This is a genomic window from Ignavibacterium sp., assembly GCF_025998815.1.
Taxonomy (GTDB): domain Bacteria; phylum Bacteroidota; class Ignavibacteria; order Ignavibacteriales; family Ignavibacteriaceae; genus Ignavibacterium.
Window position 1 is genome coordinate 1,843,782 of record NZ_AP026678.1, and the last position, 17,698, is coordinate 1,861,479.

At 33.1% G+C, this 17,698-nt stretch carries 13 protein-coding genes; 10 read left to right on the plus strand and 3 right to left on the minus strand.

Translation table 11 applies throughout. The features are described 5' to 3' along the window. Nucleotides 1-3: 3 nt before the first annotated feature. Nucleotides 4-2,976, plus strand: a complete 2,973-nt coding sequence (locus tag Q0X14_RS07890; protein WP_297836717.1) for a DUF2723 domain-containing protein — start codon at nucleotides 4-6, stop codon at nucleotides 2,974-2,976. 68 nt (nucleotides 2,977-3,044) lie between these two features. Continuing rightward, nucleotides 3,045-4,121, plus strand: a complete 1,077-nt coding sequence (locus Q0X14_RS07895; RefSeq protein ID WP_297836719.1) for a glycosyltransferase family 9 protein — start codon at nucleotides 3,045-3,047, stop codon at nucleotides 4,119-4,121. On the opposite strand, the gene Q0X14_RS07900 is transcribed toward Q0X14_RS07895, so the two are convergent. The 3 genes from Q0X14_RS07900 to Q0X14_RS07910 form a co-directional block, all read right to left on the minus strand. Beyond that, nucleotides 4,114-4,647: an LOG family protein gene (locus Q0X14_RS07900; RefSeq protein WP_297836722.1), complete on the minus strand. Its 534-nt coding sequence runs from the start codon at nucleotides 4,645-4,647 to the stop codon at nucleotides 4,114-4,116. The two genes, Q0X14_RS07895 and Q0X14_RS07900, sit on opposite strands and share 8 nt — an antisense overlap. Before the next feature lie 202 nt (nucleotides 4,648-4,849). Continuing rightward, the gene (locus Q0X14_RS07905; protein WP_297836724.1) at nucleotides 4,850-5,491 is read right to left on the minus strand and encodes a YceI family protein; all 642 of its coding nucleotides are present in this window, start codon (nucleotides 5,489-5,491) and stop codon (nucleotides 4,850-4,852) included. After that, complete coding sequence (locus Q0X14_RS07910) at nucleotides 5,488-5,766, minus strand: hypothetical protein (protein ID WP_297836727.1); 279 nt, start codon at nucleotides 5,764-5,766, stop codon at nucleotides 5,488-5,490. The genes Q0X14_RS07905 and Q0X14_RS07910 overlap by 4 nt, the downstream gene beginning before the upstream one ends. 161 nt (nucleotides 5,767-5,927) lie before the next feature. On the opposite strand from Q0X14_RS07910, the gene lhgO reads away from it, so the two are divergent. From lhgO to Q0X14_RS07950, 8 genes are all read left to right on the plus strand, one after another. Further along, nucleotides 5,928-7,136, plus strand: a complete 1,209-nt coding sequence (gene lhgO, locus Q0X14_RS07915) for an L-2-hydroxyglutarate oxidase (protein WP_297836730.1) — start codon at nucleotides 5,928-5,930, stop codon at nucleotides 7,134-7,136. A gap of 1 nt (nucleotide 7,137) precedes the next feature. Next, nucleotides 7,138-8,184, plus strand: coding sequence for a DNA methyltransferase (locus tag Q0X14_RS07920; RefSeq protein ID WP_297836733.1), 1,047 nt, complete (start codon nucleotides 7,138-7,140; stop codon nucleotides 8,182-8,184). Nucleotides 8,185-8,390: 206 nt separating this feature from the next. Further along, entirely contained in the window at nucleotides 8,391-9,029 is a 639-nt protein-coding gene (locus Q0X14_RS07925) for a hypothetical protein (RefSeq protein ID WP_297836736.1), read from the plus strand. Beyond that, complete coding sequence (locus Q0X14_RS07930; protein WP_297836739.1) at nucleotides 9,026-9,727, plus strand: hypothetical protein; 702 nt, start codon at nucleotides 9,026-9,028, stop codon at nucleotides 9,725-9,727. Before Q0X14_RS07925 ends, Q0X14_RS07930 begins: the two co-directional genes overlap by 4 nt. Continuing rightward, nucleotides 9,724-11,085: an MBL fold metallo-hydrolase gene (locus tag Q0X14_RS07935; RefSeq protein ID WP_297836741.1), complete on the plus strand. Its 1,362-nt coding sequence runs from the start codon at nucleotides 9,724-9,726 to the stop codon at nucleotides 11,083-11,085. The genes Q0X14_RS07930 and Q0X14_RS07935 overlap by 4 nt, the downstream gene beginning before the upstream one ends. Nucleotides 11,086-11,184: 99 nt before the next feature. Next, entirely contained in the window at nucleotides 11,185-12,498 is a 1,314-nt protein-coding gene (locus Q0X14_RS07940; protein WP_297836744.1) for a citrate (Si)-synthase, read from the plus strand. Nucleotides 12,499-12,561: 63 nt separating this feature from the next. Continuing rightward, on the plus strand, nucleotides 12,562-12,756 hold the full coding sequence (locus Q0X14_RS07945) for a hypothetical protein (RefSeq protein WP_297836746.1): 195 nt from the start codon (nucleotides 12,562-12,564) through the stop codon (nucleotides 12,754-12,756). A gap of 132 nt (nucleotides 12,757-12,888) precedes the next feature. Beyond that, nucleotides 12,889-17,688, plus strand: coding sequence for a GNAT family N-acetyltransferase (locus Q0X14_RS07950; RefSeq protein ID WP_297836748.1), 4,800 nt, complete (start codon nucleotides 12,889-12,891; stop codon nucleotides 17,686-17,688). Nucleotides 17,689-17,698: the final 10 nt, after the last annotated feature.

A 17,698-nucleotide genomic window follows, 5' to 3' on the forward strand; every position in this document is an offset into this window, starting at 1 on the left:
TAGATGAACTTAAAAACACTGAACAGAATTTTTGCAGCAATAGTTTTTATAATTTCATTCTGGCAATTTGCAGCAACAGTTCAGCCATCGGTTTCTTTCTGGGATTGCGGCGAGTTCATTGCAGCATCATACTACTTGCAAGTGCCTCATCCTCCGGGAACCCCTTTCTTTTTAATTGTAGGAAATATTTTTTCAAAAATCCCTTTTGTTGAAAACATTGGATTAAGAGTAAACTTTGTATCGGTTCTTTCCAGTGCTCTTTCAGTTTTATTACTTTACTTGATTGCCATTAAACTAATTAAAAATTACAAACAAAAAGATCCTGAAAATCTTTTTGAAGGATTGACCCTTTACATTTCGGCAGCAATTGGAGCATTAGCTTTTTCATTCAGTGATACTTTCTGGTTTAACGGAGTAGAAGCTGAAGTTTATGCATTCAGTACCTTTCTTTTTGCGGCAGTTACTTATCTTATTATGCGATGGAACGAACGGGCTGATAATCCTGATGCGGAAAAATATATTATCATGATTGCATACTTAGTTGGATTATCAACTGGTGTTCACCTTATGAGTGTTTTGGCAATTGTTCCTGTAGTTATGATTATTATGTTCAGAAAATATGTCAACGACGAAGAAAGTCTTAAAAAAACTTCATACATCTTTTTATTACACTCAGCAATAATTCTGCTTCTTGCTGTTTTTTGGTGGGCTGGAGAAACATCAACAACTCCTCCATCACCTGAGCAATATCAGGCATTTGATTCGAAGTTCAAAATTTTCATTCTTGGTGTAAGTGCTTTGATAATGGGTATTTATTATAAGAAAGTATTTACAAGAAATTCTTTCTATATGCCTTTGATAATTGGCGGTGTTGCACTTGCTGCCACTTATCCGGGAGTTGTTAAATATTTTCCGGCATTACTTACTACAATTGGTGGTGAAAATATTACAATTGAACTTCTCGTTGTTCTGTTGACCTTTGCAGTGCTTGGATATCTTGTTCATTATGCAGTTAAGAATAATAAACCGACACTACATCTTGTTTTTATGTCTGCAATTTTTATCCTGCTCGGATTTACTACTTTTGCAATGGTTATAATCCGTTCAAATCAAAACCCACCAATGAATGAGAATGAGCCAAATACATTTCCTAAACTTGAAAAGTATTTGAATCGTGAGCAGTACGGTGACTTCCCTACTTTCAAGAGAAGATTCAGTGCTGAACCTCACCAACAAGGAATTTATACAAACTACTCATCCGACCTGGATTTCTTTTACTCTTATCAGATGAATCATATGATGACAAGATACTGGTTGTGGAATTTTGCTGGACGTGAAGGCTGGGTTCAGGATCAGGGAGCTAACATTGCACCTTTTAATGGAATCGGAAATGCTTTTGGAAAACTATTGGGAATTAAGTTTGCCGGTGAAGTAAAGGATTCTTTATTCGGAATTCCATTTCTGATTGGCTTACTTGGAATTTACTTCCACTTCCGAAAAGACTGGAAGATGGCTTCTGCATTTATGATTATGTTCATTTTGATGGGTTATCTTACTGCCTTCTATCAAAATCAACAACAACCACAGCCAAGAGAAAGAGATTATTTCTATGTTGGTGCGTTTTTCGTTTTTGCAATCTGGATTTCTGTTGGAATTCATAGCTTGATTGAACTTGCACTTGAAAAAATCAAAAGACCTTCTTTCCGTCAGGCAACTGCTGTTGGAATAATGGTGCTGGGAATCGTTCTTATTCCTATAAAAATGTTCAGTGCAAATTATTTCACACACGATCGTTCAAGAATCTGGGTTCCTTGGGATTATTCATATAACCTTCTTCAATCCTGTGCACCGAATTCAGTTCTGTTTACTAATGGTGATAATGATACTTTCCCGCTTTGGTATTTACAGGATGTTGAAGGTGTTCGGAGAGATGTTAAAATTGTAAATCTTAGTTTGCTCAATACAGATTGGTACATTCGTCAGATGAAGAATAATGATCCTTATGGAGTTGGAACTGTTAGAATAAGATTTTCTGATGATCAGATAAATCAACTTAGACCAATGCAATGGAATGCAACTCAGTTATCAATTCCGCTTCCAAAATCTTCATCTGAGCAAGGCATATCAAACGATTTTGTTCAGAAATATGGAATTAAAGACTCAACTATTCTGAAAGAAGGAAAGCTAAGCTGGACAATGCAGCCAACTCTGAACTTTGGCAATGTAACCGGTATTCGTGTTCAGGATATTATGGTAAGAGAAATTGTTGAAGCAAACAATTGGGAAAGACCAATCTACTTTGCAGTAACATGTTCTGATGATAGTAAAATCGGATTACATGATTATCTTAGAATGGAAGGAATGGCTTTCCGTCTGGTTCCGGAAAAGCGTTCATCAACCGTTGAATTTGTTGAACCTGATATTCTTGCCGCTCAGTTGAAAGAAAATCCGGGTTATAGTAAAGACTATCAGCCAGGATTTAAATTCAGAGGATTAAATGACTCAACTATTTTCCTTGATGATAATCATAAGAGGATGATTCAAAATTATCGAAATGCTTTTATAAGATTGACACTTTATTATCTCAGCAAAGGTCAAAATGATTTGGCAGTTAAAACACTCGATGATATGGAAGCTAAGATGCCTAATAAATTAATTCCACTCGAAATGGGATTGATGTTTGAATTAGGAAATCTTTATGCGAGAGCCGGAGCGATGGAACAATACAATAAGCTTGCTCAGGAAGTAGAGCAATTGGCTCTGAAAAAACTTGAGGAGAATCCAAGTGATGCACAATCGTTCTATAATCCATATCGTATTTTAATGGAAATCTATGAAACACAGCAAAGAAATGATAAGCTATATGAACTATGGAAAAGAATTGAAGCACTTTATCCCAACGATCCGAATGTAAAAGCAAATGTAGAAAGATACAGAATGCTGTTGCAGAATAAAGACACATCAAAAGTAAATTAAAGTTTAATAATGGCTGCATAGGTTGAGTATTCAAAATCTTTGCAGCCATTTCTATTTTAAAAAGAAATATGAAAATATTAGTAATAGCTTTATCCGGAATTGGCGATGCTCTGATGTTTACTCCTGCTCTGAAAATTCTAAAGCAGGAATTACCAAACTCAGAAATTGATGTGCTTGTAATGTTCGGTGGAGCAAAAGATATTTTCAAAAACAATCTTAATGTGAACAGACTTATCCACTTTAACTTTCTGAATGAAGGGGCAATAAGATCTCTAAAATTTGTTTTAAGCTTAAGAAAAAAATATGATGTGACAATTAATGTTTATCCATCTAACCGTAAAGAATATAATCTGATTTCGTTTCTGATTGGTGCAAAGAGAAGGGTTGCTGTTGAATATCTTAGAATGAACAAAAAGAATTTTGGCTGGCTGAATAACATCACAATTAAAGAGAATGATTCTTTGCATAATGTTCAGACGAATATCGGAATGATTGAAAAATTGCTTGATAAGAAAATTCCTGAAGAACCCAAACTTGAATTATTTCTAACTCAGGAAGATTTGAATTATGCTAAAAGTTTTTTGCAAGAAAATAAAATTTCTGAAAATGATTTTATTATCGGAATACATCCTGGTTGTGCTACTCTGAAAAATCATATTAAACGAAGATGGGAACCGGAAAAATTCTCACAACTATCAAACGAGCTAATAAAAAAATATTCTGCCAAGATTTTAATTTTTGGCGGACCTGATGAATCTAAGCTAAAAGAAGAGGTAAAAAGAAACATCCAATCTGATAGAGTTATTTCTATAGAGACAAATACTTTGAGTCAATCTTCTGCTATAATGAAAAGATGTAATTTATTTATAACAAATGATTCAGCGTTAATGCATATTGCTTCGTCATTAAGCTTACCTGTAGTTGCGATTATTGGTCCGACAAATGTAAACTACATTCATCCGTGGAAAACGAAATATAAAATTGCTTCTCTTAATCTTGAGTGCGCACCTTGTTTCTTCTATTCTCCTAAACCATTAACCTGCAAAAGAGATGATGTGAAGTTTAAATGTATTAATGAACTAACCGTAGAAAATGTTTTGACAATAGTTAGTTCAATGATTGAAGAGATCAATCTTTTTAAGTAATGTTAAGTTTGCTTTTCAGGTAGCTAACTACTTCATCAATACTTTCACAAGGTTTTACTATTCCGGTTTCTCTTCCCTCAAATTGCATTTGTTTATCCATTACTTCAATAATTGTTTTCCACATCTCTGAGTGACAAACAATCGGTTTTTGTGGTTGCAGTTTTTTATTTGCGTATTCCCAAATTGCAGCAAGTTCAAGAAAAGTACCTGTTCCACCTTGAAGAACTACATAAGCATCACCCATTTCAATCAGCTTTTCAATCCTTTCAAAAAGAGTTTTACCTCTAACTTCAATTGTTATGTATGGATTTGGATTTGAATTCCAGTTATCAACTGTAACAGCATAGACCAAACCACCTTTATCATAAGCTCCTTTTGAAGCAGCTTCCATTATTCCGGCATAACCACCTGTACAAATATTAAATCCTTCTTCTGCAAGTCTTGATCCAAGTTGGTAGGCAAACTCATATTGTGCATCGCCAGGTTTGGGTTTTGCACTTCCGAATATTGTAATAGTTCTTTCCATATTTTTTAGTGCAAAAATAGTCTGATTAGTTTTAATATCTAAAGGTTGACAGGAGGAGATAAAAATGCAATATAAAATAGTCAGCTAATTAAAAAGTTAACTTATGAATAATTCAATCATTTATCCATCAAATCAATCATCCGACCATTCAATAAAAAAGGCGAACATAAAGTCCGCCTTACTCAAAAATATGATTAAAAAATTAATTAGTTTTATTTGAACCGACCATATTAACGCTTACTTCAATACTTTCAGCAACCTTCTGTCCAACGATTTTATTTTTAACTCCAAAATCAGAAAGTTTAACATTAAAAGTTGCTTTTACACCGAGTAAATCACCTGGAGCTCTCATCTTTGTTTGCTCACTTTCGTCAAGATAAGTTAATGTAGCATCAGCTGTTATTTCTTTAGTTATTCCTTTTAATGTGAAATCACCAACAACTTTTATCTGAAGTTGATTGTCAGTTACTTGTTTTACTTCTTTTACACTTTTTATTGTAAATGTAATTTCAGGATATTTATCAGCATCTAACCAGTCAGCACTTCTAAGATGTTCATCTCTTAAATCTATTCCGGTCTTTATGGATGCAGTTGAAACTGAAATCTTTCCTTTGAGCGATTTAATATCATTTACATTAAAAGTAGCAGTGCCTTTAACATCATTTGATAGTCCTCTTATATCTTCAAGAGGAGTTGTGCTAAATAACGACGCCTGATTTCTTCCGCCTCTGTCAGCAAAGTTAAAAGTCTGTTCCCCACTTGCCTTTACTTTAAATCCCTGAGCAAATGAGATTGATGTGAACAGAAAAATTAATAATGTAACTGATGACAAGATTTTTTTCATTTTGATTCCTTTCTTTTGTTTTTGAATATGAAAATTAAAACTCCTGTTATAACTGCAATTACCGCTGAAATAGCTCCTGCATAATCGAGACCGAGAACAAATTTGTCTTCATATTGTTTATTCTCAACTCCAAGCATTCTGTCCAGTTCAGTAGTTTTATCAACGAGAACCTGTGTTTTGGTAAAGATTTCGCCTCCCTGACTATACCAATATGCTAACACAACAAGTATGAGAATAATTCCAATTAGTAAAACTCTCTTTTGATTTTTATTCATTGCTTCCTCTAAAGTGTATAAAAGGTTTAATAGCTCAGTGCTAATAGTTAAATTTGAATCATAAAAGAGACAATTTTTTAATTAACTGTTATATGTTATAACACACAAACATTAAAGTCAAGTTCAATTTTATTCACTCTTTTGTTTGAGGGAATTCTTAAATGTCAACTCAATATGATATAATTTTTATTGGCGGTGGAATTGTCGGAACTGCCTCTGCTCTGAAACTTCTTGAAAAGAAGAACCTCCGAATTCTTTTGATTGAAGCAGAAGACACTCTGGCAAAACATCAAACCGGAAATAACAGTGGAGTTATTCATTCTGGACTTTATTACAAACCCGGTTCATTAAAAGCATTAAATTGTACTCGCGGAAGAGAAATGCTTTATCAATTTTGTGAAGAGCATTCTATTCCTCACGAAAGATGCGGAAAGATTGTTGTAGCGACTGATGAATCAGAATTACCACAATTAAAGATGCTTGAAGAACGAGGAATTGCAAATGGATTGGTTGGAATTAAGAGATTAACAAAAGAAGAAATTAAAGAATATGAACCTTATTCAAATGGAATTGAAGCATTGTATGTTCCGCAAACAGGAATTGTAGATTATGTGGCTGTTACAAATAAGTATGCAAAACTTATAATGAAAAATGGTGGCGAGATAAAGTTAAAATCTAAAGCTGTTAGTATAAAAGTTAATTGTAATCAGATTGTTGTTTGCACTGAAGAGGATGAATTCAAAAGTAAATATTTAGTTAACTGTGGAGGATTATATTCTGACAAAGTTGCAAAGATGAGTGGAGTTAATCCCGATGTAAAAATAATTCCATTTCGCGGTGAATATTATGAACTGAAAAAAGACAAACAACATCTTGTAAAAAATTTAATTTACCCTGTTCCTGATCCACAATTTCCTTTTCTTGGAGTACATTTCACAAGAATGATTCACGGTGGAGTTGAAGCAGGACCAAATGCAGTACTCGCATTCAAAAGAACGGGCTATAAGAAATCTGATATCGACATTTCGCAAATAACTGAAATGTTACTTTATCCTGGGTTCTGGAAAATGGCAAAGAAGCATTACAAAATGGGCTGGGAAGAATTTAAACGATCTTTCAGTAAAAAACTTTTTGTTAAATCGCTTCAGAAATTAATTCCCGAATTAGCTGAAGATGATATTATTCCCGGTGGAGCTGGTGTCAGAGCACAGGCATTAGACAGGGACGGGAAATTACTTGATGATTTCAGAATTATTCAAACAGACAAAATGATTCATGTTCTGAATGCTCCATCTCCTGCCGCAACTGCTTCATTAAGTATAGGAGATACAATTTCAGATATGATAATTAAAAACTTCAAACTGAACTAGAATGAAAATAGATTTAACTCCTGTAATTAAAAGCTCACTTTCCAACCATTCAAGTTTAATAGAAAGTTTTAATTCAATTCTGAATAAAATTAAGAAGGAGAATAAAAGTTCATCTATTAAAGTAATTTTTAATGAAGTTGAATCTGAATTAAAAAAAGAAATTTTAATTGAGGATATTACTCAGATAATCGAAGCACAAACTTTTGAGCGGGCAAAATATTATGTTAATCGTCTTGTTAAAAGCATCACTGAAGTGAAACATTCAAAGATTAATGATCTTAATCTGAATCGTTGGAAAGAATATGACGATTTAATAACGGATAGTTTATGGATTTTTAACAAACGCGATAAATCCGGCGCACACAATGCCGGCTATTGGGGAAATTTTATTCCTCAGATTCCAAATCAGTTATTAAGAAGATATACCAAAAAAGGTGATTGGGTTCTTGACCCATTTGCCGGAAGCGGTACAACTTTGATTGAATGCAAAAGACTCGGAAGAAATGCATTAGGTATTGATATCTCTGAAGCAGCTATAAAATTATGTAATGAAAATCTCTCGAAAGAGAAAAATCCTTTCGGAGTAACAACTGAGACTGTACTTGGTGACTCTTCAGAAATTGATATTAAAAATTATCTGAACTCATATCACTTTAAAAACTTCCAGTTTATAATCCTTCATCCTCCTTATTGGGATATTATAAAGTTCACAAGTGATAAAAAAGATTTATCAAATGCTTCAACAACAGAGGAATTTTTGAGAATGTTCGGAAAGGTTCTGGATAACATTTCCCCCTTTCTGGAAAAGAAAAGATTTCTTGCTGTTGTTATCGGAGATAAATATTCAAACAGCGAATGGATACCTCTGGGCTTTCTTACAATGCAGGAAGTATTGAAAAGGAATTTTAAACTCAAATCAATAATCGTAAAGAACTTTGAAGAGACAACAGCAAAAAGAAATCAGAAAGAATTGTGGAGATATCGTGCGTTGGTTGGAGGATTTTACATTTTCAAACATGAATACATTTTTTTATTTCAAAAAAGATAAATTCTCATTTTTAATTTTTAATGAAGATCTCAATGAGTATATAAAATATATTCTGTATAATCCTGTTAAAAATAATATCTTGGACGACTGGTTACTTTATCCTTATAAAGGTTCAACTGTTTTTGAACTCAAGGATTGGGAAAAATTTATTATCTAATTCCGCAGTCTGAAGCCTGCGGCTACAATTAATAAACAAATTAACTTTTTTGAAAAACGAATTACTTCAAATACAATCTGAATTACAAAAAAGGTTATCAATTCCCTACCAATGGAATCGAAAACAAAATGATTTTCTTGATAACAAAACGAATTTTATTTATCGGATAAAAACTTTCGAAAATTTATTAGCTGAGGTTGATAAACAATTTAAGTCGAATAAAAATTTTCAGATGTATTTTGATTATTCACTAAATCGCTGGTTTAACTTTTGGTCTGCTTATGCAGTTGAAAAGATTTTCTGCTCGCTTCCGAATGTAAAACCGGTTTTTAATCAACGCGACAGATTAAAAGATTTTTCAATTAACGGAATTACTTTCGATCATAAGACAACAGTATTTCCGCGCAGATTTAATCTCACTTTTGAACAAGCAAAACAAAATCCATTAAGTCTTATCGAATGGTTATATCTTAATCAATCGAAACAGAAAAGAAAACACTATCATAACAGATTATTCATAGTGTTGTTCAGTTCTGATGGCGAACATTGGAAACTTAAAGCAGAAATTATTTGGCTGAAAGAATTAATTGAAAATTATGTTTCGCAGTTTGAATCAAATAAATTATTTTCACTTCAATTAAACAAAGAATTTAAAACATTATCAGACATAATCTGGGCAGTAAAATGAATAATCTTTACAAGGCAACCTGCATAGTACTTTTCACTTTCTCATTTTTTTTTATTTCAAGCTGCGGTGATTCAAAAAATGAAGATTCTCCGGAGACAAAAACAACTTCAACTGATTTTTCAAAAAGATATGGAGTTAAATCTGCAATTGTTGAGTATGCAATTACAGGTTCACAGTCCGGAACTAAAACTTTATATTTTGAAGACTGGGGAATGAAGCAAGCTGAGTACACAAATTCTGTTTTGCAAATTGCAGGATTTTCCAAAAACATTAATCTCCTTAACATTATTAAAGATGATTCAAACTATATAATTGATCTGGACAGAAAAACCGGGACTAAGACAAAAAATCCGGTAAAAAAACTTATTGCAGAACTTCAAAATCAAAAAAGTTTCGGTGAATTTGGTGAACAGATTTTATTAAAGAGTGGTGCAATGAAAGTCGGAAGAGAAGAATTTCTCGACAAAGATTGTGATATATATGAAATTAAAAACGCTGGAACAAAAATCTGGATTTGGAAATGGATTCCTTTGAAAACGATTACTAAAACAGGTGGAGTAGAAATCAACAGTGTTGCAAAAAAAATCGAAATTAATGTGAGCATTCCTTCTGAAAAATTTGAACCACCCAAAGATGTTACAATAACAGAAGTTGACCTCGATGATATTGAAAATCAAATGAGGCAGCAAAACAAATGATAAGTTTCCTTCCTGTTGGAGGTGGCAATGAGATTGGTGCAAATTGTTTTTATCTTAATATAAATGGAAACGGAATAATACTCGATTGCGGTATTCATCCACAAAAAGAAGGAATAGAATCTCTACCAAAATTTGAACTTCTCAAGAATAAAACTATTGACTATGCATTAATTTCACACGCACATCAGGATCACATAGCAGCGCTTCCCTTTCTAATAAAAAAATTTCCTTACATTAAAATTATTACAACGCCTCAGACGCGTGCATTGGCTGAATTAACTTTACACAATGCTGTTTCTATTCTTAAAAAAGAAATCATTGATGAACAGTTTGAGTTTTATACTCATGATGAAGTTGATCTTTTGATTAAGATGATTAATTACTACGAATATGAAAAGGAGTTCTTGCTTTCATCTTATCATCAAATTACAGAAGCAGATCTAATTGCAACATTTTTTGATGCGGGACATATTCTTGGCTCATCAGGAATTTTTCTAAACAACAATGGTTACAAAATATTTTATACAGGTGATATTAATCTTGCAAATCAGGCAATTCAACCTGCAGCAATTTTACCAAACACAAAAATCAATACATTAATTCTTGAATCAACTTATGGGGCAACTGATTCAAGCGAGATACTTGATTGGCAAAAAGAAGCAGAGCGGTTTGCAAAAGAAGCAAATAAAATTCTTACTGCAGGAGGTTCTATCTTAATTCCGGTTTTTGCACTTGGAAAGCTTCAGGAAATGCTTGCGACAATCTGGTTGTTAATGCAAAAAAGGAAACTATCTCAGGTGGATATTTTTACTGGTGGAATTGGGACAAAAATAAACCGAGTGTATGATTACAACAGATATGTTGTAAATCGCATTGATAAAGAATTTGAATTGAGTATGATTCCGCAAATTGATTATACACAACTAAGTTCTCCGGATGAATTTTTCAAAAATCCATCGATTGTGCTTGCAGCAAGTGGAATGATGATTAAAGGGACAAGTTCTTATGATTTTGCAATGAGATTTCTCCAACAAAAAAATTCTGCAATCTTTACTGTTGGTTATATGGATGAACGAACTCCTGGTTATCTTATTTCAAAAGCAAAGAGAGGTGATAAAATTTTTATTGATATTTCAGATAAACCAATTGAAGTAAAATGTGAAATAAAAAATTTCAGATTCTCCGCACACGCAAAAAGAGAGCAACTTATTTCAATAGTAAAAAAACTTAAACCAGATAATGTAATTCTTGTTCACGGTGATGAAGAAGCAATTAACTGGATGGGAAAAGAGATATTAAAAAGTTTTTCAGGAATTAAAGTCTATGTCGCTGTTTGCGGGAAAGAAATAGTTTTATAAAGACAAATGATATTGAATAAATAATCTTCGTATATTTAAACAAATAAATTTCATTCTGTTGAGAATGAACATTCCTATAACTACTTATCAGGAGGAGTCATGTCTCAGGTACTCAAAAACAAACTCAAAGAAAAAATTGAAGGATGGCGTCCAAGAACTGCCCGATTAGTAAAAGAATTTGGAAATGTAAAAATTGATGAAGTAACAATCGGACAGGTAATTGGTGGTGCACGCGATATTAAATGCCTTGTAACAGACATTTCATATCTTGATCCATACGAAGGAATTCGTTTCAGAGGTTTAACAATTCCTGAAGTTCTTGAAAAACTTCCCAAAGTTCCTGGTGGTGAAATGCCCTATGTTGAAGGATTTTTCTACTTCTTATTAACAGGTGATATTCCATCAATGAAAGATGTTGAAGATGTCGCTGATGAATTTAATAAAAGACAGGAAGTGCCTCAGTATGTTTTTGATATGCTTAAAGCTTTGCCGAAAGATTCACATCCGATGGCAATGCTTTCCGCTGCTATTGTTGCGATGCAAAGAGAATCTATTTTCTTTAAGGAGTATGAAGAAGGAAAACTTCATAAAAATGATTATTGGGATCCAACTTATGAAGATTCCTTGAATCTGCTTGCAAAACTTCCACGCATTGCTTCATTCATCTACAGGTGGAAATATAAAAATGGTGATATCATCCCTTCTGATCCAAAGCTTGACTGGGGTGGAAACTTTGCTCATATGATGGGAATACCAAAACCTTATGATGATGTTTCAAGGATGTATTTCATACTTCATAGTGATCACGAAAGTGGAAATGTAAGTGCTCACACAGGACACTTAATTGCATCCGCTTTGTCTGATATTTATTATTCCATTTCAGGAATGGTTAATGGTCTTGCCGGTCCACTACACGGTTTGGCAAATCAGGAAGTATTGAAATGGATTCAGGAAATTTATGAGAAGAAAGGTGGCAAAGTTCCAACAGAAGAAGAAATGAAACAATTTGTTTGGGACACTTTGAAATCAGGTCAGGTTATACCTGGATTTGGTCATGCTGTATTGAGAAAAACTGATCCCCGTTACACTGCACAAAGAGAATTCTGTCTTAAACATTTACCTGATGATCCATTGTTCAAATATGTTGATTTGCTTTACAAAGTTGTTCCTCCGATTCTACTTGAACAAGGTAAAGCAAAAAACCCCTGGCCAAATGTTGATGCGCAATCCGGTGTAATTCAGTGGTATTATGGTTTGAGAGAATATGATTTCTACACTGTATTATTTGCTGTCGGCAGAGCTCTTGGTGTTTGTGCTAACATAATTTGGGATCGCGGACTTGGTTATCCGATTGAAAGACCAAAATCAGTTACAACAGAAATGCTGGAAGAAGCTGCCGGAATTAAAAAATAATTTTTTCAGTTTGCAGAGACTTCCTGTAGCAAGTCTCTGCGGAAATTAATTTAAGATATTAAAATGACAGATACATCAAAAGAAAAGAATTCGAATTCCAAAATGAAGAATGGAATTCCGATGGGCGTCGGTGTTGCTTTAGGAGTTGCACTCGGAGCTGCTTTGCGTAATATTGCTCTTGGATTAGTGATTGGAATTTTAATTGGAGGAATTGGAATTTTAATTAACAATTCAAGAAAAGCTAAAACAAAAATTTAAGCACTGATAAAAAATTTGTTTGAAAATTTCAGATTGTTTTGATGCCTTAGCGATTTACATAGCTAAGGCATTTTTTATTTGGATTTCCTTTGATTTAATTTTAATTAAACTCTCACAAAACTTTTTATAACTATGCCCAATGAATTAAAAACTCTTTCCGAAATTCTTCTTGCCGGGAAATCTGCAATTGAAAAAGAGGAATCGAAAGAAATAATCTCAGAGTTGATAGAATTTTTCAAAGCTTATACTCAATCAGGCATCGATGATTCTGATTTTCATTATCTGATTGAAAAACTTATAGGCAGTGGTTTCGATAAAGAGATGATGTCCGAAATTCCAGTTGAATTATTTCATTCGGTTGGAGAGAACCTATTATATTCAGCTCATTCAACTCAAACAACCAATCAATCATTCAATAATTCAAACAATCTTTCACTCATACATTTAATCATTCATTCTTACCTCAATCTTTTCAGATATTCTCAATTTCTTAAGAGAGTTTATGAAGATAAAAGATGGGAAAATTTAATTCTTCAACTTATAATAAAAAGTAATTTTACTTTCGATAGACTATTTGAACAGCGAGTAAATCAATACGGTCAGAAAAATTTATTCAGAGTTATTGAAGGCAACAGAACAATTGATTATTCGTGGGATACAATTAATAAAAAAGTTGATGAGTTTAGAAAATCGCTTTCAGTTTTGCTTTCAGAAGATGATGAGGAGACTTTTGTCGCCTTTCTTCTTGACAATTCGCTCGAAATGATTTTACTCGATCTCGCTTGTCTGACTTCAGGAATAGTTAATGTAATGATTCCTGCCAATTCAGTTCCTCAACACATTGAGTTTATACTTAATCAAACAAAAGCAAAATACATTTTTGTTGATGATGAAATTCAGCTTTCAAAAATCAAATCGGTGAAGAACAACTTATCAAATCTGAATAAAGTTATATTACTCAAAGGTGCCTCAATAGAAGATTATGTTATTCCTTTCAATGAGTTTCTCAATTCTGATTCAGCAATAAAAGAATTCCCTGTAAATACTAAGAAGCATATAAATACTAATTCACTCGCAACAATAATGTACACTTCAGGGACAACAGGGGATCCGAAAGGAATAATGTTTTCTCATCTTAACATTGTTTACAAAAGATTTTGCAGAGCAATGGCAATACCTGAAATCAGTGACGCAGACAGATTTCTAAGCTATCTTCCTTTATATCACACTTTCGGGAGATGGCTCGAAATGACCGGCGCAATTTTCTGGGGTGCTGAATATGTATTTATGGAAAATCCATCAATCGAAACGATGATCAATAACTTCAGATTGGTGAAGCCATCAATTTTTATAAGTATTCCTAAAAAATGGATGCAACTATATGAAACGATTATCTCAAAAGTTGATATCGAGTCTGAAGAAGATAAAAACATTAAAGAAGTAGTTGATGATATAACCGGCGGAAATCTCAAGTGGGGACTTTCAGCGGCAGGCTATCTTCCCGCTGAAATTTTTCAATTCTTTCAAAGATATGGAATTGAACTGATGAGTGGTTTTGGAATGACAGAAGCTACAGGCGGAATAACTATGACTCCTCCTCACAAATATAAACCTGATTCGCTTGGAAGAGCTTTACCGGGAATTGAAATTAAAGTTGCTGAAGATGGTGAGCTAATGATTAAAGGCGCTTATGTAATGATGGGATATTTTGGTGAAAATCCTGAAAATACTTTTATTGATGGCTGGCTTCCCACAGGAGATTTAATGTCAATGGATGAAGATGGTTTTATTGAAATTGTAGATCGTAAAAAAGAGATTTACAAAAACATTAAAGGTGAAACAATTGCTCCACAAAAAATTGAAAATCTTTTCCGCGACTTTGAAGCAGTTAAACAGGTTTTTCTTGTTGGTGATCATCGTCCTTTTAATACTGTTTTGATTTATCCTGATTATGAATCAGACTCATCTCCCATTAAAAAATTAGATGATAAACAAAGACAGGATTACTTTGCATCACTGATTGTTTCAGTAAATAACTTCCTCGCTCCATTCGAAAGAATAATTGATTTCAGGTTAACCGACAGGCCTTTTTCACTTGAACACGGAGAATTAACTCCAAAAGGTACATTCAAGAGACGAGTAATCGAAAAGAATTTTGCAGAGCTTATTAACTCTATGTATGAGAAGAACTATATCGAACTAAGAGCAGATAATTTTAAGATAAAAATTCCCTCTTGGTTTTTAAGAGAAATGGGAATTTTAAGTCGCGACATTCATTTGAAAGATAAAAGCATTTCTATTTCCAAACTGAATAAACATCTTCCTGTAGAAGTTGTCGATGATGAAAATAATTTCTTTCGCATTGGTTCATTTATTTACCAGTTTAAGAATAAGCTGATTGATCTTCAGGATTTACTAACTAATCCGATTTACTGGCTTGGTAACAAGTACTTAGTTGACTTCACAGGTGAGGAAATACTTCAATGGCAAAGAAAGGATACGAAGGATTCCGGAATTACTTTAATAAAACCCTTTGAGAAATCCCGATGTGAATCAAATGAAATTCAGAAATTCTCTGAAGCAGTTGGTAAAGGAGGTTTTTCACTTCTTAATCTTCATCTCGCAGTTTGTCTGATTCAGAAGGAAACTGATAAAGCAACAGAAGAAAATTTATTATTGTTCTTTAACAAAATTTTTAAGAACAAATACGATTATCTGCTTTCGATTACTACTGAAATTCTTTATAATCCTGAACTAATTTTTGAATTCAGTTTAAAGAAAGAAATTCTATTACTTTTATTACAATCTTCCTCAAAAGATAAATTCAGAAATATTCTGATAAACTATTCTGAAAACCATCCTGCAATACTAAACGATGAAGTAATTGAATTCATTTGTTCAATAAGCAAAGGATTTGATAACTTAAATGAAATACTAAATGCTCTGAAATGTTTTTACGAAAAGCATTGTTCTGGAACCCAGCTTTCTGTTTTACCAATTACATCATACTTCAAATTACTTGTAGCTTATGGAAGCAAACATCCGATTACTTACAAGATTATAAGAATTGCTTTACTTGAATATGAGCTTTATCCAAAATCAAAAAGATTGCGTCAGTTAGCACTTAAACATCGACTTGAATTAAGAAAAGGTTTAAGAAAATGGCTTGGTGAAAATCAGAAAAATGCAATTGATCCGGAAACAGGTGAAGAATATTCGTGGGAAGATGTTCTGGTATTTGAGGAAGATGTTGACATTGCAGATAAGTTTATTATTTCAGAAGCATTGATTGAGCAGCCGGTAATTCGCGAAGCCGTGTTTTTATTCTCTAACGGAATATTGATTGATCTAAACAGCATTCTGCCTTCAGGTGTGTGGATAAGTTTTTTAAATTCCTCAGAACTAAGAAATGTTTATCGCATAACAGTACAGACCCGTTTTCAGGGTTCATTTGAATTTATTCTTCATGTGAATAAAACAATCTTTAAAGAAGAACTTGAAGAAGAAATAAAATGGATAATTATGGCTGGCAAACAGATTCGCGGTGAACGGATTGCTGCTCAGTTTGGTGGACTTTGGGAAGAATATTCAATGTGGACAGAAGAATATATTGCTGGAGAGTCAGTTGCAAAATTCTTAAGAAGAGAAATCAAGCGAACTACTGAATCCGGTAGTGATAGAATAAAATGGCTATGGAGATTTTTTGTCTGGAGTGCTTTTGCAGCATATTTAAAATTCAGAAAGATAACAAATGATAAAATTGAATTAGGAAATCCGGCACCGGAGAATATAATCCTTCCGCCACACGATTATCAGACTGGTTCTTACATAACTTCATTTTACAAAAGAGAAAACTCTGTATCGTACTATCAATTCATATTAAACTTCTACAACAAATTCATTTTAAAATCGGAAGAAGAATATCCTGTTCTTAAAAATGATTTGGCATTAAGCAGCATATTATCAGCAATATGTGAAGTAGAAGGTGCAGAAAAGGGATTGGAAATTATCCAAAGGTTAAGAAGAGAACTGATTACCAAAGGAAATTTTCCGAACATAAATGAATTACTTCACGAAGCTGATTTATTTATTCAGAATGTTAAGCATTTCGGATTTTTACCAAAGCAACTTTACTTTGCAATAAAACGATTTAACAGATGGAATGAGCTTAATAAAGAAGCATCACTTACTGCTCAAGCGGAAACTATTTATGATATATATGAAACTTATCGTTTGTTCGATCTGGAAGAAGATTATCCTGCAGTAAGAACAAGATTTTTTATTGAAACTGTGTTGAAGGATTCATCTGAAAAATTCAAGGCGGTTCTTCGGGAAATCATTAAAAAGCAAAGACAAAAAAAACTTACTAAGGATGAGACTATAAATCTTATCAGCAATCTTAGCTTTGAATTTGAGTTAAGTGAGAAAGAAAATTTCTTTTTAACAAGATTAAGTTATCCTCATCTTAAACCGACTGACTCGGCAACATTTCTTAAAGTTAAAGGTGACTCTGCTTTTGCTTCAGGACTTGTAGTACAACTTAACGACAGCGATGGCAATCCATATCTTGTTCGTTCTCCAATTAATCCAAAAGAAATATCAAAACTTCACAAGCTTTTTATCGAAGCGAATCTGATTGTTACATTCAGACCTGAGCACAATTATCTGGTAGCTGTTTCAGATCGTGGTTTTATTATTGGCGGCTTATTTTATTACAGAACAAGTGAAGACACAGTTCAGATGGAAAAGATTGTTGTAGCTAACCGCTACCGAAGAAAAGGAATTAGTGAAGGACTAATGAATGAACTGTTTAACAGAATGAAAGCAAAAAATATCAAATATGTTACAACGGGATTTTTCCGTCCGGAATATTTTTATCGTTTTGGATTTAAGATTGAAAGGAAATACTCCGGACTTGTAAAAGAATTATAACTATCACTGC